This window comes from Mycobacterium sp. H4Y (assembly GCF_000364405.1).
GTDB classification, from domain to species: domain Bacteria; phylum Actinomycetota; class Actinomycetes; order Mycobacteriales; family Mycobacteriaceae; genus Mycobacterium; species Mycobacterium intracellulare.
In genome coordinates this window covers 211,230-231,114 of sequence record NZ_AKIG01000003.1, presented here as the reverse complement: position 1 = coordinate 231,114, position 19,885 = coordinate 211,230, and the positions used below count along the sequence as shown (strand labels likewise).

Genomic DNA, 19,885 nt, shown 5'->3' with positions numbered 1-19,885 from the left:
TCACAGTCCCGTCCTGGGGAACAGCGTGTTGTACAACTGGCTGATCCCGACGTTGACGATCATCAGCACCAAAATCGACTCCACCACGGCCGCGTTCACCGAGTTGGCCACGCCCGCCGGCCCGCCCTTGGTGAAAAGCCCTTTTTGGCAGGCGATTACCGCCACGATGGCTCCGTAGATCACGGCCTTGAGCAGCGCGACGATCATGTCCTCCGTGGTGGCGAACGACGAAAACGTCGCCACGAAACTTCCCGGTGCGCCACGTTGGAAGTAGACGTTGAACAGATAACTGGCCAAAAAGCCGACGAAGCAGGTGATTCCGGTCAGCGCCACGCCGACCATGATGGCGGCGGCGAAGCGAGGGACGACCAGGCGGCGGATCACCGAGACCCCCATGACCTCCATGGCGTCGGTTTCTTCGCGCATGGTCCGAGACCCGAGGTCCGCCGTGATGGCGGACCCGACGGCCGATGCCATCAGCACCGCGGCCACCAGCGAGGCGGCCTGACGGATCACGGCGAGCCCACTGGCGGCGCCCGCCAGCGAGGTCGCGCCGACCTGGTTAGCCAACAGGGCGAACTGGATGGACAGCGTCACCCCGATCGGCAGCGCCACCAGGACCGTGGGCAGCACGGCGGTCGCCGCCATGAAGGCCCCCTGCCGCACGAACTCCGCCCACTGGAAGCGGCCGGTGAACAGGTCGACCATGCAGTACTCGACCGTGCGGACCGCGAGGATGTACTGCTCGCCCAGTGTGTTCAGCGAGGCGAGGGGGTGCCGCACCACATAGCCCGCGGACCACTCCTGGATGGTGGCCACACTGTCGGGCGCCCGGTCCTCGGTGAGCGGGCGATCGTCCTGGGCGGTCATCGCCGGATGCGCCTCAGCGCGGCCACTCGCCGGTACGGCTGTTCATTGGTGAACCTTTGCTGTGCCCCCACGGGCGGCTATGTTAACCGCTATTCAGGCTGTACGAAAGATCTCACTTTGCACTTTGTGCAGATTTGGCGCTCAATTGTCCCGCCTGGTGCCGCTATGACCCGTGGTCACTTTGCATCTTCGCCTGCCAGCGCGCCCTTGACGCGACGCTGACTTCGCGAGAAGATCCCGTTCCGGGCCACAGATGTTACTGGACATTTGTCGACTAAATGGTTGGTTAGAGCGGTCGCGAGTTATCGTGTTCTCGGGGAAGGCGCGGATGATTCTGGCGAGGTTGCGACAGGCGGGCGGAGGCATCGTGTGTGCCGGCCCGGCGCTGCTCGCGACCGCCCTCGTGCTTTCCGGCACCGCCTACGCCGATCCGGGTGAACCTCCCCCACCGCAGCCGGCGTTCACCCCCGCGCCCAGCGATTGGTCACCGAACTTCGACGTCTGGCCCTACAACACGTTCACCTCTCGGGTGACCCCCGAGATGATCGGCGGAATGTCCGACTCCTGCCAATGGTTCAAGACCCAGTTCGATCCATTGATGGGCCAGATCAACGACTTCAATCGCTACCTCGGCGACCAACACGACGACTATACGGCCGGTGGCGTGCAGCGGACCGCCGATGCCGTTGTCGCCAACATCGATCGGTCGACGGCCTTTCTGGGCCCGCGGGTGAAGCCACTGATCATCACCAACGAACCCGACAACTTCGGCCCCTATTCGCCGTTATACGGCGGGGAATCCATGGCCCACTTGGCATTTCAGTTGTCCCGGATCAGCGACAGCATCAAGAGAAAGGATCCGTCGGGCGTCACCCACGCGAATATCGTCTCGGCCATCGGCTGGGCGAACGCGCTGCGTGACTCCGGCGCATGTGACTGATGAACCATCGCCCATCGCTACGAACAGTCGGCAACCCAGGGACGTGGTTGGTAAGTCGCTTCCGCATCGCCGCAGAAGGCACAGAAGTTGCCGAAGACACGGACCCCGGTGAGGGCTCTGCCGATGGGGAAGACGATCAGCGGCCGAGCAAGCGAAAGGGCCGGCGGATCAACGTCGCTCGTTGGGCGGCCGCTCTGATGCTGACGGTCGTACTCGCCGGCGCCGGATACGAGGGCTGGTTGCTGTTCCAGCATCACCAGAAGGACGTGGCGGCGGCCCAAGCACTCACTGCTGCAAAGAAATACATCCTCGCGCTGACCAGCGTGGACGCCAACGCGATCGACAAGAACTTCGCCGAAGTTCTCGACGGCTCGACCGGCGAGTTCAAGGACATGTACACGAAATCCAGCGCCCAGCTGCGCCAAACGCTCATCGACAACAAGGCGGCGGCGCACGGCAACGTCATCGACGCGGCGGTCCAGTCGGCGACCGAGGACAAGGTGGACGTCGTGCTGTTCGTGGATCAGTCGGTGAGCAACGGTGCGGCGCCGGCACCTCAGCTTGACCGCAGCAGGGTAAAGATGACGATGGAAAAGGTGGACGGCCGATGGCTGGCCAGCAAGGTCGAACTGCCGTGAACTGATGCGCCGGTGGCCTGTTCAGGCGCGCCAGGCTTGTTTGGCCACCCGATAGAAGTTGCCACCGAGCACCGCTTGGATGTCACGACCGTTCCATCCCCTTCCCCGCAGGTACTCACCGAGTGTCACAAAGGTTTCCGGCGGCACCCACTGGATCGGGCCCCAGCGGGTGTAGCTGGCGTCGAACAGGTGGGGATTGCGGCGCAGCTCGTTGGTGAAATCGGCGACGTCGAAACAGAAGTCGGTGCTGATGCCGACGTGCTCGATGCCGACGAGGTCGACGGCGTATTCGAGGTGCCGTGTCATCGCTTCCAGCGTGGGCGTGTTGGGCCCGAGGAAGATGCCGACGCCGGTGATGCCGATGACACCGCCCGTCTGCGCGCAGGCCCGGGCCTGATCGTCGGTGATGTTGCGGGGATGGTCCCACAACGCGCGCATGCATGAGTGGCTGTAAATGACCGGGCCGGTCGATACCTCGCACATGTCAAGACCGGTGCGCGCACTGCAGTGAGACCCGTCGGGAACGATGCCGACCGTGTTCAGTTCCGCGACGATCGTACGGCCCCAGGCGGTGAGGCCGCCGTCGGTGCGGTCGAGGCAGCCGCTGCCCGCGCGGTTGGCGTTGTTATAGGTCGGCAACAGGGTGCGCACTCCCAGGTTCGCCAGCTTGCGCACATTCTCCAAGTCGTCGTCAAGCGGGCGTGAGTCTTCCAGGTCGAAGACGACCGCGATGCGCCCGGCTTGGGTCGCCGCGTCTACCTCACCGAGGGTGGCCGCCAGTTCCAGGTCGGGGTGAGCGTCGATTGCGGCACGAAAGTGGTGCAGGAGGGCCACGGCGTCGCTGAAGCCGTGTGGTGAATATCCCGTTGACCGAAAGCACAGTGCCGCCGGCGTATTGGTAACGAGTCAACGGCCCGATGTCGGCGTCGGTGTCGAGCGGCAGGCACGTGTGCTGGTCCCACAACAGGGCTGTCATGGTGGTGAACTCTCCCGAGGCGAGCCGTTACCCTCGAGCGCGGAGTCGACGGCCCGATCGGCAAGTTCGGGCCAGGGCCTCGGTTCGCGCGGGGACGCGGGGGGGTCGGCCAAGCGACGATGCCACCAGCCGACATCCCACCATCTTTGTCGCTTGAAGCCCACGTCGCGAAAGACGCCGACCGGGGTGAAGCCCAAGGCTTCGTGCAGACCGACACTGGCAGCGTTGGGAAGCGTGATGCCGGCATAGGCATGGATGTACCCCTGTGCGACAAGCACATTCAGCAGCGCCGTGTAAATTCGGCGGCCATGCCCCCGGCCCTGAACGGATGTGTCGAGGTACACCGACACATCGACGCACCAACGGTAGGCGTCCCGTGACCGGTGTGGGCTTGCGTAGGCGTAACCCTTGGGGCCTCGACTGTCCGCGACGACCAGCCAGGGCAGCGTTGCCAGCGTGGTGGTCATCCTCGACCGCATCTCCTGGACGCTGGGGGCGACGGTCTCGAAGGACACGGCCGTGTCCCGCACATACGGCAGATAGATGTCAGCGATGGCGCCCGCGTCCTCAGGCGTGGCGATTCTTAGCCTCACGACCACAGAAGGCTAGCCGCACGGCTCCGGATGGTCGCGGCCTTCAGGAAAAGAACCTGGCCATAAGGGCTTCTGCGAACGGACGATGCGTCGTGTTTTGCGAAGCGGCAAGCAACCAGCGCCCGTCGCTGCGCACGGCGACACTCGTGTTCACCCGAGCATTGCGCCGATTGCGTCGCCGCCTCACCACCGTCGCGTTCGCGTGAATCAGCGCCACGTCGGGTGTGAGAAACCGGAGCTGGGCGACGTCGATGTGTAGCCGGGTGCCCTTGAGGAGCTTGCGGAACAGCGTGGCGTACGACGCCGCAATCGCGTCGCGGCCCGTATGGTGGGCGCCCAGAAAGGTGACGTAGTCCGCATCCGCGGTGAAGACACTGGCATAGGCGTCGGGATCGCCTGCCGCCCAACCCCTTACCTGCTGATCGATCAGCCCGCGGATCGCGTCTTCGTCGGCCCGCCGCTCACCGGTCGTCACAATGCCTCCCGCAATCGATGGTGTCGATGCTGCTGCGCCCGTCGGAATCGTTGCCGCAAGTTGGCTCGAAGGACGCGAAGCAACAACGAGGGGTCCTGCAGCCGCACCGGTGGGTCGACGAGGTGAGTGACCCGCAGCAGGCGTTCGGTGACCGCGGTGTCGTCGCCGGCGGCGTTCAGCATCGCCCCGACCAGACGGCCCCGCAGCCGCCGTTGCAGGGAAGGCTTGCGGTTCGACGACCGGTTGCGGTCGTTGGCCTGATTCATCGCCCATGTCGGCCGGATGCCGCGTGCCGCCATGAGGAAGAAGCGCTGGGCCAAGTCGGCGTCGCCGCCGCGTAGGCAGTCACGCAGTGCCAGCGCTTGCTGCGCCGCCATTGTCATGCCTTGCCCGTACACCGGGTTAGGGCTGCAGAGCGCATCGCCGATGACGAGCAGTCCGCGGGGGAGTCTCGGCATGTGGTCGTAGCGCCGCCAAACCGCCGCGGGATTGCGGAAGGTGGCAATCTCCGCGAGCGGGTGCGCGCGGCGTAGCCCGTCCATGATTTCCGGGGGCAATGCACCCTCGGCCAGCGCAAGCATGGTGGCGAAATCGGGTGGCGCCCCGCCCGTGTCGATGGTGCGGGCGACCGCGAACATCCAGGTGTCGTTCTCGCAGGCCAGCAGCAGCCCGCCGGGCTTGCCACGAAGCCCGAGGTTGAACACGACCATCTGCTCGTTGATGCATCCGTTAGGGATGCTCAGCAGTTGGCTGGAATAGCCCAGCATGGCAGTGGAGCGTGTCTCGGGCGGGCGTCCGTAGCCCATCCCGTCTAAAAACGCCGGGGTGCGGGCGGACCGGCCCATCGCGTCGACGACCAGATCGGCGGCCAGGTCCCCCGGCGTGCCGTTGTCGTGCTGCACTATTCGCACGCCGGCAATGGCATTTGCCTCGGTGAGCGGCTCGATCACCTCATGGCCCTCGAGAAACCGCACGTTGGGCAGATTCGCGACGCGTCGATGCACATGGGACTCCACAAAAGGTCGAGTCGCCAGGCACAACGTCACCGCCGTGGGATCGGTCAACGTGCCCGCACGTTGGAGCTCGTAGCGGCCCGCCCGCACATAAAGCCGCGACAAGTCGCCGTCGTCGATGACAACCGCACCGGCGGCGCCCAGCTCGTCAATCAGCCCGGGAAACAGTTCGGCGAGCACCTGCGTGCCGCGGCTCAGGAAATTGTGGATGTGACGCCCTTGTGGCACACCCTTCCGGTGAATGGGAAGGCCGAGAGTCTTGTCACGCTCGATGACGCACACCGAGTCGTAGACATCCGAAAGTACCCGCGCGGCAAGCAGACCCGCGATCCCCGCACCTAACACAACGGCGTGCTCACGCGAGGCGTTCACGGCACAGGCCTGTGAACAGAGGAGCCCACACGGTTTGTGGTGTGACCCATGCCGCAGCAGCATACCGCAAATCTAAGGTTATGGTAAGAATATTAAGGCGATGATAATACGGCTTCCGCCACGGCCGACCGGCGGGATCCGTGGAGATCGCAGTCCCTCCCGGACAACGGCACGCACCTCAACACGGTGAAAGTTGGATCTATGTACAGCTTTTGGGACGCGGTTGGCCCTCCTGGCGTCCATTCCGATGATTCGCTGCCACCCACAGGGCCGCCGTGGATGCTCGAGCATGCTTCCGAAATGGTTCCGCTGCAGTTAAAGTGGGGCGTCGGCGCGGCTGACCTGCATCGCGAATAGGGAGGGTCAAACTGTTCTCCCGTTCGCGCCAGCTACCCGTTACACCGGCGTGGTTCACTGCCGCACTCGATCAACAGCCCGAGCACGGCGAGGTCGATGTCGACGGCTGCCGTATCCACCTACGCATTTGGGGTGCCGCCGACCAGCCGCCGGTGGTGCTGATCCACGGCGGCGGAGCCCACTCCGGTTGGTGGGACCACATCGCGCCGTTCATTTCCCGTACCCACCGGGTGATTGCGCTGGATCTGTCCGGCCATGGCGACAGCGGGTCGCGCGCCAACTATGACCTGCGGATCTGGGCGAGCGAAGTGATGGCCGCCGCGTCCGCCGCGGGCCCCGCCGGGAGGCCGACCATCGTCGGCCACAGCATGGGCGGTTGGGTCGCATCCACAACGGCGATGCACCATAGCCGGCAGATCAACAGCATGTTGGTGATCGATTCGCCGCTGTGGGAGCGTGCGCCGGAGGAAGAACGCCTACGCCGGCACAAACACACCCAATATCGGACGAAAGACGAGATCCTGGCCCGGTTTACGGCCGTGCCGTCGCAGGAGTTGATCCTCCCCTATGTCCGCCGGCATATCGCGGCGGAGTCGGTACGCAAGTCCGACGGGGGCTGGGTTTGGAAATTCGATCCGGCGATTTACGGCGGTGAGTATCTCGATCCGACGCCCGCCGACGAGGAATCGTTAGAGAGCATGCTCGCCGCAATGCGCTGCCGCGTAGGGTATTTGCGTTGCGAGGCCGGATTGGTGCCGCCCGCCATGGCCGAACGGATCCGCTCCCTCCTGCAGCTGAGGGGCCCGTTTGTCGAGCTGGCCGAAGCCGGTCATCACCCGATGCTGGATCAGCCGCTTCCCCTGGTTGCGACGCTACGGACGCTGCTGGAATTCTGGTCGATCACCTAGGCCCGTGCGCGGCGGGCCAGCTTCGCGGGCTGGTCGATAATGAGGGCCTTGCCCTGCTGCCGGATCCAGCCGCGCTGGGTGAAATCCGATAGCGCCTTGTTGACCGTTTCGCGCGAGGAACCGACGAGTTGAGCGAGCTCCTTTTGCGTGAGGTGATGCTCGACGCGCACCGGTCCCCCGCTGTTGGTACCGAAACGCATTGCCAGATCGAGGATTTGCTTGGCGACCCGGGCGGGCACATCGGTGAAGATCAAGTCGCACAGCGTGTTGTTGGTGTGCCGGAGCCGACGCGCCAGCACCCGTAGGAGCTGCTCGGAGATTTCGGGGCGTTCGGCCATCCATGTTCGCAGGGCGTGGCGGTCCATCCTGACGGTCTCCACCTCGGTCAGCGTGATCACCGTCGAGGTTCGCGGGCCCGGATCGAACAGTGCGAGCTCGCCGAACACGTCGCCGGGGCCCAGCACCGCGAAGACGGTTTCACGGCCGTCGCCGGTCTGATGACGGATCTTCACCGAACCCGCCAAGATCACGAAGAGGTCGTCGCCCGCCTCGCCCTCGACGAAGACCGTGCGCCTGCGCGGGAAGGAGACGTGCTGCAGGTGGCGGGCCAACGCGGCGACCGCGTCGGGTGCAATTCCCTGGAAGATACCGGCTCGCGCCAAAATGTCGTCCACGCCGCCCCTTTCAACGCGTTCCGCACGGCGTTTGCGCGCACTAGGCGCTACTCCGGGTTGGGGGCGTCTTGGCTCGCGTCCTCGACTTTACACGAGGGTTAAATTCCGTAACGCAGCAGGTCGGGCGGCTAGGCGGCCGGCGTCGTGGCGGTCGACGCGGTGGTGACTTCGGAGTAGACGTTGCCGCACGCATCGCAACGGACCTGATACTCGAGCTTGTCGTCGCGCTCTAGAAAGCTGTACTGCGCCCATGCCATGCATCGCGGGCACCGTGCGCGACCGTGTTCCACTGCCATTCACCAAACCCCTCATTCGCACAGATGCAGTGGAAGTACCCCGTGCAAAGCTGGTCTAATCACCGACTTGCGAGCCCCTGCCCGCCGCCTAGTAATTCAGCCCGGAGAACATCACCCGACCGGGATCATACTTTTGCCGCACCGCGCTCAGCCGAGACAGGTTCGGGCCGAAGTAGCGCGCCGGCGACTGGCCGGCCTCGATGTAGTTCACGTAGCCACCGACCGAATACTGTTGCACCGCTTGGTGTGCCGTGCCGAGCCAGTTCGTCGCGGCCGCGGGATCGCCGGTCTCGACGTACCACTGCACCAGCGCCGACTGTCGGCGCCAGGGAAAGGCCGTCGCCCCCGGCGCCACGGTGGCAAGGGCGCCGTCGAGCGCGTGCATGATCGCCAACATGCGCCCGGCTCCGCGGGGAAAGGCGTTGACCGCCGCGGCGATCCCCTGCGCGACGCCCGCGTTGACGGTGGCGAAGACGTCGGATCCGCCGACGTAGCCGAGCGGTGACGGGTTGAGGTTCCCGACCGCCAGGTAGTTCACCAGGTCCATGTAGTTGAAGGTGTGGTTCTCGGTGCCGGAGGGCTGCATTCCGACCGCCTGGGTGATGGCCGCCGCCGTGCTGTTGCCGGATCCGGCCGGGGAGGTCGCCATGATTCGGCAATGCGTGCCCGTCGTGTCGACGGTGGCGTCGGCCAGCGCCCAGCTGTTTCGGTCCGCGGTGCGCAGCCAGTTCTGCCATCCGACGAGGACCTGGGCGAACGACTCCGGCGGGAAGTTGAGGTTGACGACGTCGACGTCCTTGGTGGGGAACGTCGCGAAGGTCAGCGAGGTCGTCACACCGAAGTTGCCGCCACCGCCGCCGCGCAGCGCCCAGAACAGGTCGGGGTTGCTGGCCGCGGATGCGGTGACCGCCTGGCCGTTGGGCAGCACCACCGACGCCGATGTCAGCTGGTCGCAGAGCAGACCCGCATGCCGGGACTGGGCGCCCAGGCCGCCGCCCAGCGCGTGCCCCGCGGCGCCGACCGATGGGCAGGTACCCGTCGGGACGCCCCGGCCGGCCGCGGCAAGCGTCCGGTGCATCGTGTAGAGGCTGGTGGCCGGCGTCACCGTGACCTGCCCCGTGGCCGCGTCGTAGTTGGCGTCCCCGGGCAGTTGGCGCAGATCGAGCACCATGGTCCCGTTGGCGGTCGACGCTCCTATGTAGGAGTGCCCGCCACTGCGCGGAGCGACCTTGAGGTTGTGGGCGGCGGCGAACGCCATCGCCTTCTGCACGTCGGCCGCCGACGTGGGGGTGACGACGGCCGCCGGCGTGGAGCCGTTGTAGTTGGTGTTGAAAACCTGTTTGGCACTGGCGAATTGGGGGCTGTCCGGGAGCAGCACCTTGCCGCCGAGCGCGGTGGAAAGGCCTTCCCACCCGGACGGCCTGGGATCGGCGAAAGCGCGGGGTGAGCCGAGCACCGCCCCCGCGGCTAGCGCCCCGACGGCGCCCCGCAGAAACGTCTGCCGTGAGATCTCACGCGCCAACGTCGGGCTCCCGCGACTGCCTCATGTCCCGAATTGTCGGCCACGAGAACCGTGGCGGCGCATGACATGTCGACGGTTGACCGAAACGTGCCCCAACCGTTATCCGGCGCCCTTGCCGTTGTCGACGCGATAGACGGCGCCGTGGATGGCCGCGGCGGCGTCGCTGGCAAGGAAGGCGATCACGTTGGCGACGTCGAGCGGCTGCATCATGCCGCGTGGGGAGGCCGTGCGCATGATCAGGTCGTAGTTCGGATTGTTCGGGGCGCTGAACTGTTCGATTTGGGGTGTGAGCATCCCGCCCGGGCACACCGCGTTGACCCGCAGGCGATCCGCCGTGTATTCGACGGCCAGCGCGCGGGTAAGGCCAATCAGCCCATGCTTGGCGGCGCAGTAGCCGGCCGAGTACGCCTGGCCCTCGACACCGGCGATCGAGCTGACGTTGACGATGTTTCCGCCTCGCTCCAGCAGGTGGGGCAGCGCGGCCCGGCAGAGAAAGAAGGGGCCGTTCAGGTTGACGGCGACATCCTGCTCCCAGTCGGCGTCGGACATCGACTCCGTGCGGCGCATCTGGTGTTTGCCGGCGACGTTGACGAGAATGTCTAAGCCGCCGAATTCGCTGACGCACTGCTCGACCGCGTCCCTGCAGGCCCGGGGCGAAGCGATGTCCACCGATGCGTGGCGGCCGCGTTCCACGTCGGCGAAGACGCCGGCCAGGCGTCCGGCGTCGCGACCGATGCCGAAAACCGTTGCGCCCTGCCGCGAGAACAGTTTGGCGGTTTCCGCGCCCAGTCCCGACGACGCGCCCGTCACCAATGCCACCTTGTCCTGCAGCGCAGCCATGCCAGCTCTCTTCCTTCGTCGCGGCGAGTTCGATGCGGCGTGCATGCTTCGGGCAGGCTAGTAGGACCGCATCCGCACGACGCTACCCCGCAGAAGGTCAAGTGGGGCAACCGGTCTCGATCTTCGCCTACTCGCGAACATCCGCTCGAGCTGCAGGCTCTGCTGAAGTCGGCGGGCCGTGACCACCGCGACCAGGTTGATCGCCAGCTTGCCCAGCGCGATCCTGCCGGTGCGCTTCTTCCAGCTTGGCCGCGCGGGACGCGCACGGCGGCCGACGTAGTAGCCGATGCACGTCGCTGTCGCGAGCGCGCAGATCGCCGCGATTACCGTCACGTGATGAGCGTCCTTCGTCACGGTCGCGGGAGGGTCACACGCCGGCCACACTCCGGCCAACAAGTCTCAGGCCAGGTCGTGAGGCACGGAACCTGCCGATTCAAACAAGCTGGACCTCAACGCAATGCGATATCAGTCGATGTCGGCGCCGCCCGACATCGAGACCAGGACGCGGCGGTCACCACCGAGATGGGGATATTCGTCGTCTGGCAGGGACACCGACAGTTGCTGTTCTGCCCAGTCGGCGGGGTCGGCCTCCACCGGCAAAAAGCTATCCCACGCACCGAAGTATCTGCGCGCACGGCTGTTGAGCATGGCTTGTTCGATCACGGTTACCCTCTCCTTCGCGACTGATGAATAGCCCCGACTGTCAATATGTTTGGCTTTGTGAGGGTGGGCCGCCCGCCCCCGGACGAGTCGCCTGGCTATGGCAGTGGCCGAACCTCATCCGTGCAGGATCGAGGTAGTGCCCACGGAATTGCCCGGGCCGGCGGACTGGCCCATTCATCCTCGTTGTGATCTCATCACCTGCCTTTCTCCATCCTGGTGTTACCGGGCTTGGCCGACGGTCGCCGCGGAGGGCTGCGCTGCACGGCGCGCACATTGGGCGTGGGCGCGCGCCATGGCGGTGCGCATACCTCCCAGGACCGACCAGGTGACCGGGGCCCAAGCAGGGCGCACCCGGCCACTGGTGGCGCCGGTGGCCGACGAAGCAGGGTGACTGACGCCGCGCACAAGATGGCGTCGACCTCGGCAATCAGGACCGCCACCTCCGGATCATCGGCCAGCAAGAGCCCCGTCTGCCGGCCTGGTGATCCCTCGGCGTCGGTGCCGGGCGCCGCTGTCCCGGTGCCGCAGTGCGTCATCACCAACTCACGTTCTGTCAGCATGGCACCGGCCCATCAGGCGCTGATTGCGGTCTGCTGCCTATCCCCGCGGTTGACCGCGATCTTGCGTGGCTTGGCCTTCTCGGCCACAGGGATACGCAACCGCAGTACCCCGGCGTCGTAACACGCGTCGATATGTTCGGTGTCGAGATTGTCGCCGAGCACCAGTTGCCGACTGAACACCCCACGCGCCCGTTCGGTTGCCAGCATCTCCCGGCTTGGATCGACGTCGGGGCGCTCGGCGCGCACCGTCACCACATTGCGCTCGATGTCGAGGTCCAGCGACTGCTCATCGATTCCCGGCAGATCGAATTCGACCACGAATTGCTCGCCGTCGCGCCAGGCATCCATCGGCATCGCGGCCGGACGTGCCGCGGTGCCCGATAGCTGCTGAGTGAAGCGGTCGAGGTCACGAAACGGATCGCTACGAACCAACATGGTCGTCACCTCCAACACTCCCATCTGGTGTCTGTTCGCATCGGTTATCTATGCCTTGCGGCATAGTTTTTATATAGCTCGGGTCGGCGATCTTGGCAAGGGTCTGGCGAAGGTTTTCGGCGGCCAGTTGCCGAGAGATGTTGCCGGCCACCGCATGCAGCGGGAGATCGGGTTGACGTGACCGGGCGACGGCGCCCCCATTCGGCGCAAGACCCCCGCGCCGCAATCGCAGAATCGCCCGGCACTGTACGTCTGTACAGCGTGCCACCGGTGTCACAATACAACGAACCGGCTGAACGAGGAGAACATGGCAGCATCCGCGCGGCGTGTGGGCGCCGAGACGTCCAAGACCCGGGACACCCTGCTCGACCATGTCGAGAAAATGATGCTCGACGAGGGATACGCGAGCGTGACCTACCGCGCCCTGGCCTCGGCCGCCGGGGTCACGCCCAGCCTGGTCCAATACTACTTCCCGACACTCGACGACATTTTTCTCTCGGCGATCCGCCGCTATTCCGAACGCAGCCGACGGCTCCTCGACAAAGTGCTCGAATCGCGCCCCGATGATCCACTCCGCGCATTGTGGGAGTTCAGCCGTACCGAGGCATCGGGCGCGTTGATGACGGAATTCATGGCGCTGGGCAACCACCGCAAATCCATCCAGGCCGAGATCGCCGCGGTGACCCAGGCCAACCGCAAACGTCAGGTCGATGCGCTCGTCGCCAAATTCGGCAAGAGCGCACGCCCGGGTGGACACTTCTCGCTACCCGCCCTGCAACTGCTGATCTCCGGGCTGCCCAAGTTCCTCAACCTCGAAGAGGGCATCGGCGTCAAGACCGCCCACAAGGAAGTCACCAACGCCTTCGAGAAGTACCTGGACTCGATCGAACCGGCACCAGCGCCGAAACGTAAGACCGCCCAACGGCGTTCACCGTAGCGTTCAGGGCGGACTGTTCATGGCATCCCGTAGCGGCGCTCGCCAGTCAGCCAAGCTGCAGGGCATCCTGGCCGCCACCGAAGCACTGATGCTCGATCAGGGCTACGGCGCGGTGACCTTTCGCAGCGTGGCCAACGCTGCGGGCGTGGCCGCGGGCCTTGTGCAGTACTACTTTCCGTCCCTGGACGACCTATTCGTGGCGGTGCTGCGTTCGGCAACCGATCGCCTCATCGCCGACCTACAGCGCGCCTCCGAATCCGACCAACCACTACGCGGCGCATGGGCATACGCCAACAACGCCGCCGGCACCGCGCTGCTGATGGAATTCATGGCACTGGCCAATCACCGCAGCGCGGTGCGTGCCGTCATCGGCGAGGGCGGTGAGCGCGTCCGCCAGGCCTTGCTGACGACGATCCGATCCCGCTGGGCCGCCTACGGTCTCGACGAAAACGCTTTGCCGCCCGCCGCCGTGCTGTTCCTGCTCTCGTGCATCCCGCGGATGATCTACCTCGAAGAGAGCCTCGGCACCGTCACCGGCCATGCCGAAGCCACCGCTCTGGTCGAACGATTCCTCGACCAGGTCGAACCTCCCACCGCCTGACGCTCGGCCCCATTCGCGGCCGCGCACCCCACGATCCGCGCGCGAGAGAATGGACGTTCCGCGGCCGAACACGCTATTCTTGTACAAATCACCAAAGTCCATTGGAGGCGTTATGGCGGTCCATTCCCACCCCATCTCTGCGGCCCTGGGGCTCGAAATCACCGGCATGACCAGCAATGACCTGGTGACTCGGGCTGGCGCCGATGCGGCACAGGCGGCGCTGGATCGACACGGTGTGGTGGTGTACCGCGAGGTCAACATCAACGACGAGGGCCTGCTGGAGTTGAGCCGGATGCTGGGGACGCTCGTGGTGCAGCCGACCGGCGAACACCGCTATCCGGAGATCCAGACCATCACACTGGATCCGGCGAAGACCAACGCGCTGCTGGCCTCCTACCGTCAGGGCAACTTCCACTGGCACATCGACGGCGCCACCGACGAAACGCCGCAGAAGGGCACCCTGTTGACCGCCCGTGCCGTCGATCCCGCCGGCGGGGACACCGAATTCTCCAGCACCTACGCCGCCTACGAGGCGTTGCCCGAGGAGCAAAAGGCGCAGATCTGCGGGCTGCAGGTCGTGCATACCTTCGCCCATGCCCAGTCGCTGGCCAACCCGGATGCCACCGAAGAGCAGCGCGCGCAATGGAACCGGGTTCCCGCCCGCATTCACCCGCTGGTGTGGACGCACCGCGACGGCCGCAAGTCGATGCTGTTGGGGGCGACCGCCGACGAGGTGGTCGGGTGGCCGCCGGCCCGAAGCCGCGAGATGCTGGACCGCCTGCTGGACTGGTCGACTCAGCCGCAGTTCAGCATCCGCCACCAGTGGCGCGTCGGAGATCTCGTGATGTGGGACAACACCGGAATGCTGCACCGCGCATTGCCTTTCGAACCGACGTCGGTGCGCCTGATGCACCGCACGACGCTGGCCGGCGAGGAACCCGTCGCCGCCGCCTAACCTTCGGACGCCCGTACCTCGTCGGCCAAACCGGCGACGACCGCGCGCAGGCTACCGACGAGAACGAGAATCCTAGTGGCGGAGCACGTTCGGCTCATTGATCGCAGAACATGCCTCGGTAGCTGTGTGCCGGATGGCGTTCGTTGACATGCGGAGACGTGGTGTCGAAAAGCTTCTCGCGCAGGGTTCCTGGCCGGTACTGCTTCTGCATCAGTCCAATGCCCTGGAGCACGGGCACGAGATATTCGAAGAACTCATCGTAGCTCTGCGGCAGCAGGGCATTCATGACCTGAACCCCGTCCACACCGGCGCCCTGGTATTCCAGCAGGCGAGCGGCGATGGTTTCGGGGGATCCGACGACCATCTGCGGCAGTGACAGCGAGCTTAGGAAATCCTTCACCGTGGGGGTCGACCCCTCCGGCCAAGCGTTGATCATCGCCAGGAACGCTCCTCGGATGCCGGGAATTTCATCGAGGATGTCGCGCAGCGGGGCCGACGGGTCAAACCGTCCGAGGTCCATACCGCTGAGGCTGGAGAAGTACGCCGTTTGAGCCTCCGGGCTGCGGTACTCCTCGAGTTCGGCCCACTTGCGGTAGGCCTCCTCGTCGGTGGAGCCGATGACGAACATCATGCCCTGCAAGAACAGGATGTCGGCGTCGCGGCGGCCGCGTTGGCCCGCCAGGTCGCGCACGGTGGCGATCTGCTGGGCGATCGTCTCCAACGACATCGCCGAAAGGAACATCAGCTCAGCGTGGCCGCTGGCGAATTCGAGGCCAGCCGGCGATCCGCCCGCCTGGGCCAGCACCGGGGTGCGTTGTGGCGAGGGCTCCATGAGGTTGAAACCTTCGACGCTGTACCGCTTGCCCGCATGGTTGATGTTGTGCACCTTGGCCGGATCGGCGTAGATCCCCTTGGCGGGATCGTTGACGATGGCGTCGACGTCCCAGGATCCTTCCCACAGTTTGTAGGTGACATCGACGTATTCGTCGGCCCAGGCGTAGCGCTCCTCGTGCGAGAGATTGCCCGGTAGCCCGAGGTTGCGGAATGCGCTCTCGTTGGCCGAGGTAACGATGTTCCAACCGATGCGGCCACCGGAAAGATGGTCCAGGGTCGACACCGCGCGGGAGAAGACGAACGGGTGATGCGAGATGACGGAGCTTGTGTAGAGGAATCCGATGTTCTGGGTTTCGTAGGCCATCGCCGGGATGAGCATCGTGCAATCGCCGATCGGCACGTTCATCGCCATCTCGAAGACGATGTCGCGCGAACCGCGGTACTCGCCCTGCACGCCGACGACGTCGGTGAAGAAGAACGCGTCGACCTTAGCCTGCTCGGCCTTCTTGGCGAGGTCGACCCACATGTCGGCGGACTTGAATTCGCGGTTTCCGGCTCGCGGGTGTCGCCAGCTGCCGTGGAAGTTGTGGCCGATCGCATCCATCACGAGCAAGGTGAAGATCATGCGTTTGGACATAAAGCGCGCTCTTTTCGAAGGACCGAATCACTCGAATTGCTGTACGACTGTATAGCAATGCCTGGGCACCGTGGTCAACCGCCTGGGCTAGCGCATCACGTGCGCACACTGGGTGTGCGGATGGACGTCGAACAGGTCGCGGTAGGAGGGTGGTTGCCGGCCGTCTTCATCGTGGATGCCGTACTTGACGGCCAGTTCCGCGCCGATGAGCGTCTGGCCGCTGAGTTCGACGCATTGGGGGTCGTTGTAGAGCGCCCAGATCACATGTCCGGTGAGCTCGGGTGTTTCGGCGCTGTCGAGGATGTGCCCGAATTTCTCGGGGTTGCTGGCGATGATGGCGCGGACGCGGTCGGTGAGCAGCGATCCCATCCAGATCGATACCGCCGTGATCCCAGTGTCTTTGAAGTCGACGGCCATGTCGGCGGCCATCTTGTCGACGGCGGCCTTCGGCACTCCGTAGGCGGGTCCGAAGGCATAGTGCACCGAGCCCGACGAGGAGGTGAAGGCCACCAGGCCGCGTCGCTGCGGGAGCATCAGGGGTGCGGCATAGACGGTGGCGACGTAGCTGCTGCGCACGCCGACATCCAGGGTGTCGATGACATTGAGCGGCTCTTCCCAGAACTTGGTGCGCCCCATCATTTCGTCGCGGATGAGGGCGGCGTTGTTCACCAGGATGTCGATGCGGCCCTGTTCCTGCTCGATCCGGGTGAACAGCGCCTTGACCTGTTCGTCGTCGCCGTGATCGACACGCACGGCGATGCCCTGTCCCCCTGCGGCGCTGACCATTTCGGCCGTCCGGTGGATCGTGCCGGGCAGGGCGGCGTCGCCGGCGTTCTCGCTGCGGCCGGTGACGTACACGGTGGCGCCGTGCTGTCCGAGGGCGTGGGCGATGCCGGCTCCGGCGCCGCGGCTGGCTCCGGTCACGACGGCCACGCACGGTGCGGACGACATGAGAGTTCTCCTGTCTGTCGGGTCAGCCGACGATCGCGGGCATGGAGTCCCAGCCCCGGACGGTCGAAGTGCGCGAACGACGCGCGTTGTCCATGTCGATGGTCCACTCGGGAAATCGCTTGAGCACCTCCTCGAGCGCGACGCGGCCCTCGAGGCGGGCCAGTGGTGAGCCGACGCAGAAGTGGGCGCCGCGACCGAAGGTGAGGTGTCCGCCGGGCTTACGGCGGATGTCGAACCGGTCGGGGTCCTCGAAGTGGCGTTCGTCGCGATTGGCCGAGGCGAGCATCAGCAGTATCGCGCTGCCGGCCGGCACGATCTGCTCCTGGAACGCGACATCCTCGGCCGCGACGTAGCGCGCGACGTGCGGCCCGGGCGGCTCGAAGCGCAGCAGTTCCTCGATCGCCGTCGGGATCAAGGAGTGGTCTTCGGCGAGTTCCTTGCGTTGGTCGGGGTGTTCGGCCAGGACCTTGCCCATCCACCCGAACAGCCGACCGGTGGTCTCGACGCCGGCGCCGGCGACGACGGCGAGGAAGATGACCAGCTCTTGCTTGGTCAACTTGCGCGTAGTTCCGGTTTCGTCGTCGAATTCGACGTTCAGCAGCTCGGTGATCAGGTCGTCGGACGGGTGCTTCTCGCGCCACTCGACGTATTCGCCGAACATCTCGCCGGTGAAGTAGTGCTCCTTGTCGACGTGCATAGGCTTGCCGGCTTCGTTGCGCAGCACCGCGTTGGCGTGGGCGCGCACCGCGGGCTGCTCGGAATCCGGGATGCCGGCGAGCATCCCGATCGTTTTCATCGGGAGTTCGGCCCCGAGGTCCTGGACGAAGTCGAAGCGTTCACCGCCAACCAGCGGATCGAGGCAGGCGGTGCAGAACGCGCGCACCTTGTCCTCGATGGCGCGCATCTTCTTCGGTGTGAATGCGCGGGACACGATGGCGCGGTGGATGGTGTGCACCGGGGGATCTTCATTGATGAAGACGCCTGCCGGGATCACCGGATCGGTGAGCACGACTTCGAGGATGTCGCCCTTGGCCGAGCTCAGGCGAGTGGTGTCCTTGAGTGCTGCGTCGACGTCGGCGTAGCGGCTGATGCCCCAGAAGTTGTGCCGCTCGTTGTAATAGAGCGGGGATTCGTCGCGAAGCCGGCGATACGTCGGGTAGGGGTCGAGGTCGATCTCGACATCCCAGGGATCGTAGTACAGGTCGTCCATCTGTTGCCTCCAAAGTTATTGCGGGTCAAGCCGATCCGATCAAATGTCGGCGGACTCTTTACGTTCGGTGATCGGTCGCGCCAGACCCTGCTCGTCGCAGGCGCGCTGCAGGGCGTCCAACGTCTCGGCCAGGCCGGGGCCCAGGCGTGGGCCCGGGGTGAAGGTCGCGGGCAGGTGGCGCATGCCCTGGATCACGCCGATGCTGTCGTAGTGGACGGTGCCCTCCGCGACGCACTCGTAATCGGGCATCCGGTCCAGCACGGCGGTGAGCATGGCCTTGAACACGGTGCGTGCCACGTTCGAACCGATGCAGCGGTGCACGCCCAGCCCGAAGCTGAAGTGGCGATTGCCTTTTCGATCCATCACCACCCGGTCGGGCTCGGAAAACACCGCGGGGTCACGGTTGGCCATCGCCCAGGACAGCCACAGCCGGTCGCCTTCTTTGAGCGCGGTCCCGTTGAGGTTCATGTCCTCGGAGATGGTTCGGGCATCGCCGGGGGCGGGGGTGAAGTACCGCAGGAACTCCTCGGTGGCGGGGTTCAGCAGCGTGTCGCGCTGCTCGCTGAGCCGGGTGCGTTCGTTCGGATTCTGTGCGAGCCATTCCAGGGCATGCGCGGTCAGCGCGGTCGTCGTGTCGAACCCGCCACCGATCAGCAGGTTGAGCATGCCGACCAATTCGATGTCCGGTGGCGCCTCGCCGTCGATGCGCAGTTTTGCCAGCGCGTCGATGACCCCGGGCCGCGGGTTCTCCCGGATCTCGACGAGGTTGGCGAATAGATCCATGCCCATCGCCATGTACAGTTCGCGGACCCGTTCGGCGTCCGGGGAGTCCGGCGGGGTGTAGACCAAGGCGTGTGCGGGCTCGTTGTAGATGGTCCACTTGTCCAGCCGCACCCCGAGCATCGCCAGCGTCAGCACCGCGGGTACCACGTTGGCCAGGTCGTCGACGAAATCGATCTGGCCGGTTTCGATGCGCTCGTCGAGGCAGGCGCGCACGATCTCCCCAACGAACGGTTCCCATCGCTTGACCGCCGCCGGAGACAGGTAGGGGTTCAGCGCGGTGCGGTAGTAGCGGTGTTCCGGGTCGTCCATCTCGAGCATGCCGCCGCGGAAGTTCTCCGCCCCGATCATGGTGGGGATGGAAATGCCCTTGTAGCCCCGGCGTTCGTTGTTGATGTCGTGGTCGTTGGAGACGTGGGGACAACGCGCCAATTCGAATACCTCGGCGCTGCCGGCCGCCACCCAATGGCCGTCGTACGTCTCCGTCCATGCCATCGGGCACTTTTGCTGCATCTCATGGGTGATATCGAGGAACTTCTCGCGATATTGCGGGTGGTGCCGGTCGAAGTGGTAGCGCGGAACATCCTCGACATGGGCGCGCTCGTTGAGCGCGCTCATAGGCGCGCCGCGTTCGAAGCGGGTGCGGCGGTGCGGTCCACCTCGAAGGTGATCGCCTGCTCGGGGCACGAGCGGGCCGCGTCACGTACCTGCTGGCGCAGTTCGCCGGGGACCCGTTCGTTGATCGGTTGGGCATGGCCGTCGATGTCGTCGAGCTCGAAGACCCCAGGAGCGATCATCGCGCACAGGGTGTGGCCTTGGCAGCGGGCCGATTCGACGCGTACCTTCAC

23 protein-coding genes and 1 pseudogene are annotated in these 19,885 nt (G+C 65.4%); 7 read left to right on the top strand and 17 right to left on the bottom strand.

Features of this window, described 5'->3' with window-relative positions; all coding sequences use genetic code 11:
* Window positions 1-870, bottom strand: a complete 870-nt coding sequence (locus tag W7U_RS21975) for an ABC transporter permease (RefSeq protein ID WP_008262772.1) — start codon at window positions 868-870, stop codon at window positions 1-3.
* Window positions 871-1,177: 307 nt separating this feature from the next.
* Here W7U_RS21975 and W7U_RS21970 point away from each other — a divergent pair, with 307 nt between their 5' ends.
* Together W7U_RS21970 and W7U_RS21965 are read left to right on the top strand one after the other, a co-directional pair.
* Window positions 1,178-1,810 (top strand): hypothetical protein, encoded by a 633-nt coding sequence (locus tag W7U_RS21970; RefSeq protein ID WP_008262771.1) that lies wholly within the window; start codon window positions 1,178-1,180, stop codon window positions 1,808-1,810.
* Window positions 1,810-2,448 (top strand): hypothetical protein, encoded by a 639-nt coding sequence (locus W7U_RS21965; RefSeq protein WP_036429732.1) that lies wholly within the window; start codon window positions 1,810-1,812, stop codon window positions 2,446-2,448. The genes W7U_RS21970 and W7U_RS21965 overlap by 1 nt, the downstream gene beginning before the upstream one ends.
* 21 nt (window positions 2,449-2,469) lie before the next feature.
* Here the strand turns inward: W7U_RS21965 and W7U_RS21960 are convergent.
* The 4 genes and pseudogenes from W7U_RS21960 to W7U_RS21945 all read right to left on the bottom strand — a co-directional run bounded on the left by W7U_RS21960 (window position 2,470) and on the right by W7U_RS21945 (window position 5,877).
* Window positions 2,470-3,424 (bottom strand): annotated as a pseudogene (locus W7U_RS21960) (membrane dipeptidase).
* Window positions 3,421-4,005 carry an arsinothricin resistance N-acetyltransferase ArsN1 family B gene (locus W7U_RS21955; RefSeq protein ID WP_036429872.1) on the bottom strand — a complete coding sequence of 195 codons (585 nt, stop codon included), beginning with the start codon at window positions 4,003-4,005 and terminating at the stop codon, window positions 3,421-3,423. The pseudogene W7U_RS21960 and the gene W7U_RS21955 overlap by 4 nt, the downstream one beginning before the upstream one ends.
* 55 nt (window positions 4,006-4,060) lie before the next feature.
* Window positions 4,061-4,492 (bottom strand): SgcJ/EcaC family oxidoreductase, encoded by a 432-nt coding sequence (locus W7U_RS21950; RefSeq protein ID WP_008262765.1) that lies wholly within the window; start codon window positions 4,490-4,492, stop codon window positions 4,061-4,063.
* The gene (locus W7U_RS21945; RefSeq protein WP_020821300.1) at window positions 4,489-5,877 is read right to left on the bottom strand and encodes a hypothetical protein; all 1,389 of its coding nucleotides are present in this window, start codon (window positions 5,875-5,877) and stop codon (window positions 4,489-4,491) included. Before W7U_RS21945 ends, W7U_RS21950 begins: the two co-directional genes overlap by 4 nt.
* A gap of 509 nt (window positions 5,878-6,386) precedes the next feature.
* Here W7U_RS21945 and W7U_RS21940 point away from each other — a divergent pair.
* Complete coding sequence (locus W7U_RS21940) at window positions 6,387-7,142, top strand: alpha/beta hydrolase (protein WP_008262756.1); 756 nt, start codon at window positions 6,387-6,389, stop codon at window positions 7,140-7,142.
* Here W7U_RS21940 and W7U_RS21935 read toward each other — a convergent pair.
* From W7U_RS21935 to W7U_RS21910, 7 genes are all read right to left on the bottom strand, one after another.
* Window positions 7,139-7,816: a Crp/Fnr family transcriptional regulator gene (locus W7U_RS21935; protein WP_008262755.1), complete on the bottom strand. Its 678-nt coding sequence runs from the start codon at window positions 7,814-7,816 to the stop codon at window positions 7,139-7,141. The two genes, W7U_RS21940 and W7U_RS21935, sit on opposite strands and share 4 nt — an antisense overlap.
* Before the next feature lie 128 nt (window positions 7,817-7,944).
* Complete coding sequence (locus W7U_RS26945; protein WP_008262754.1) at window positions 7,945-8,073, bottom strand: hypothetical protein; 129 nt, start codon at window positions 8,071-8,073, stop codon at window positions 7,945-7,947.
* Between the two features lie 127 nt (window positions 8,074-8,200).
* Window positions 8,201-9,634 carry an FAD-binding oxidoreductase gene (locus tag W7U_RS21930; protein WP_008262753.1) on the bottom strand — a complete coding sequence of 478 codons (1,434 nt, stop codon included), beginning with the start codon at window positions 9,632-9,634 and terminating at the stop codon, window positions 8,201-8,203.
* Between the two features lie 99 nt (window positions 9,635-9,733).
* Window positions 9,734-10,474 (bottom strand): SDR family oxidoreductase, encoded by a 741-nt coding sequence (locus W7U_RS21925; RefSeq protein WP_008262751.1) that lies wholly within the window; start codon window positions 10,472-10,474, stop codon window positions 9,734-9,736.
* Between the two features lie 57 nt (window positions 10,475-10,531).
* A complete protein-coding gene (locus tag W7U_RS21920; RefSeq protein ID WP_008262750.1) occupies window positions 10,532-10,807 on the bottom strand; it encodes a hypothetical protein in 276 nt (91 codons plus the stop codon).
* A gap of 132 nt (window positions 10,808-10,939) precedes the next feature.
* Window positions 10,940-11,137 carry a hypothetical protein gene (locus W7U_RS21915; protein WP_008262749.1) on the bottom strand — a complete coding sequence of 66 codons (198 nt, stop codon included), beginning with the start codon at window positions 11,135-11,137 and terminating at the stop codon, window positions 10,940-10,942.
* 572 nt (window positions 11,138-11,709) lie between these two features.
* The gene (locus W7U_RS21910) at window positions 11,710-12,132 is read right to left on the bottom strand and encodes an Hsp20 family protein (RefSeq protein WP_008262748.1); all 423 of its coding nucleotides are present in this window, start codon (window positions 12,130-12,132) and stop codon (window positions 11,710-11,712) included.
* Here W7U_RS21910 and W7U_RS25835 point away from each other — a divergent pair.
* The 4 genes from W7U_RS25835 (at window position 12,131) to W7U_RS21895 (ending at window position 14,625) form a co-directional block, all read left to right on the top strand.
* Window positions 12,131-12,313 (top strand): hypothetical protein, encoded by a 183-nt coding sequence (locus W7U_RS25835; protein ID WP_008262746.1) that lies wholly within the window; start codon window positions 12,131-12,133, stop codon window positions 12,311-12,313. The genes W7U_RS21910 and W7U_RS25835 overlap by 2 nt on opposite strands.
* A gap of 126 nt (window positions 12,314-12,439) precedes the next feature.
* The gene (locus W7U_RS21905; protein WP_008262744.1) at window positions 12,440-13,069 is read left to right on the top strand and encodes a TetR/AcrR family transcriptional regulator; all 630 of its coding nucleotides are present in this window, start codon (window positions 12,440-12,442) and stop codon (window positions 13,067-13,069) included.
* Between the two features lie 19 nt (window positions 13,070-13,088).
* Complete coding sequence (locus tag W7U_RS21900; RefSeq protein ID WP_008262742.1) at window positions 13,089-13,670, top strand: TetR/AcrR family transcriptional regulator; 582 nt, start codon at window positions 13,089-13,091, stop codon at window positions 13,668-13,670.
* Between the two features lie 112 nt (window positions 13,671-13,782).
* On the top strand, window positions 13,783-14,625 hold the full coding sequence (locus W7U_RS21895) for a TauD/TfdA family dioxygenase (protein ID WP_008262740.1): 843 nt from the start codon (window positions 13,783-13,785) through the stop codon (window positions 14,623-14,625).
* 94 nt (window positions 14,626-14,719) lie between these two features.
* On the opposite strand, the gene W7U_RS21890 is transcribed toward W7U_RS21895, so the two are convergent.
* The 5 genes from W7U_RS21890 to W7U_RS21870 all read right to left on the bottom strand — a co-directional run bounded on the left by W7U_RS21890 (window position 14,720) and on the right by W7U_RS21870 (window position 19,885).
* A complete protein-coding gene (locus W7U_RS21890) occupies window positions 14,720-16,096 on the bottom strand; it encodes an LLM class flavin-dependent oxidoreductase (RefSeq protein ID WP_008262739.1) in 1,377 nt (458 codons plus the stop codon).
* Window positions 16,097-16,183: 87 nt separating this feature from the next.
* Entirely contained in the window at window positions 16,184-17,047 is an 864-nt protein-coding gene (locus W7U_RS21885; RefSeq protein WP_008262731.1) for an SDR family NAD(P)-dependent oxidoreductase, read from the bottom strand.
* 22 nt (window positions 17,048-17,069) lie between these two features.
* Complete coding sequence (locus tag W7U_RS21880) at window positions 17,070-18,257, bottom strand: cytochrome P450 (protein WP_008262729.1); 1,188 nt, start codon at window positions 18,255-18,257, stop codon at window positions 17,070-17,072.
* 39 nt (window positions 18,258-18,296) lie between these two features.
* Window positions 18,297-19,655 (bottom strand): cytochrome P450, encoded by a 1,359-nt coding sequence (locus W7U_RS21875; protein ID WP_008262728.1) that lies wholly within the window; start codon window positions 19,653-19,655, stop codon window positions 18,297-18,299.
* On the bottom strand, window positions 19,652-19,885 hold the full coding sequence (locus W7U_RS21870) for a ferredoxin (protein ID WP_008262726.1): 234 nt from the start codon (window positions 19,883-19,885) through the stop codon (window positions 19,652-19,654). Before W7U_RS21870 ends, W7U_RS21875 begins: the two co-directional genes overlap by 4 nt.

Coding starts and splice junctions, on each gene's coding strand:
- W7U_RS21975 (WP_008262772.1), bottom strand. CDS start 870: ATGACCGCCCAGGACGATCGCCCGCTCACCGAGGACCGGGCGCCCGAC.
- W7U_RS21965 (WP_036429732.1), top strand. CDS start 1,810: ATGAACCATCGCCCATCGCTACGAACAGTCGGCAACCCAGGGACGTGG.
- W7U_RS26945 (WP_008262754.1), bottom strand. CDS start 8,073: ATGGCATGGGCGCAGTACAGCTTTCTAGAGCGCGACGACAAGCTCGAG.
- W7U_RS21925 (WP_008262751.1), bottom strand. CDS start 10,474: ATGGCTGCGCTGCAGGACAAGGTGGCATTGGTGACGGGCGCGTCGTCG.
- W7U_RS25835 (WP_008262746.1), top strand. CDS start 12,131: ATGGTCGTCACCTCCAACACTCCCATCTGGTGTCTGTTCGCATCGGTT.
- W7U_RS21910 (WP_008262748.1), bottom strand. CDS start 12,132: ATGTTGGTTCGTAGCGATCCGTTTCGTGACCTCGACCGCTTCACTCAG.
- W7U_RS21905 (WP_008262744.1), top strand. CDS start 12,440: ATGGCAGCATCCGCGCGGCGTGTGGGCGCCGAGACGTCCAAGACCCGG.
- W7U_RS21900 (WP_008262742.1), top strand. CDS start 13,089: ATGGCATCCCGTAGCGGCGCTCGCCAGTCAGCCAAGCTGCAGGGCATC.
- W7U_RS21895 (WP_008262740.1), top strand. CDS start 13,783: ATGGCGGTCCATTCCCACCCCATCTCTGCGGCCCTGGGGCTCGAAATC.
- W7U_RS21890 (WP_008262739.1), bottom strand. CDS start 16,096: ATGTCCAAACGCATGATCTTCACCTTGCTCGTGATGGATGCGATCGGC.
- W7U_RS21885 (WP_008262731.1), bottom strand. CDS start 17,047: ATGTCGTCCGCACCGTGCGTGGCCGTCGTGACCGGAGCCAGCCGCGGC.
- W7U_RS21880 (WP_008262729.1), bottom strand. CDS start 18,257: ATGGACGACCTGTACTACGATCCCTGGGATGTCGAGATCGACCTCGAC.
- W7U_RS21875 (WP_008262728.1), bottom strand. CDS start 19,655: ATGAGCGCGCTCAACGAGCGCGCCCATGTCGAGGATGTTCCGCGCTAC.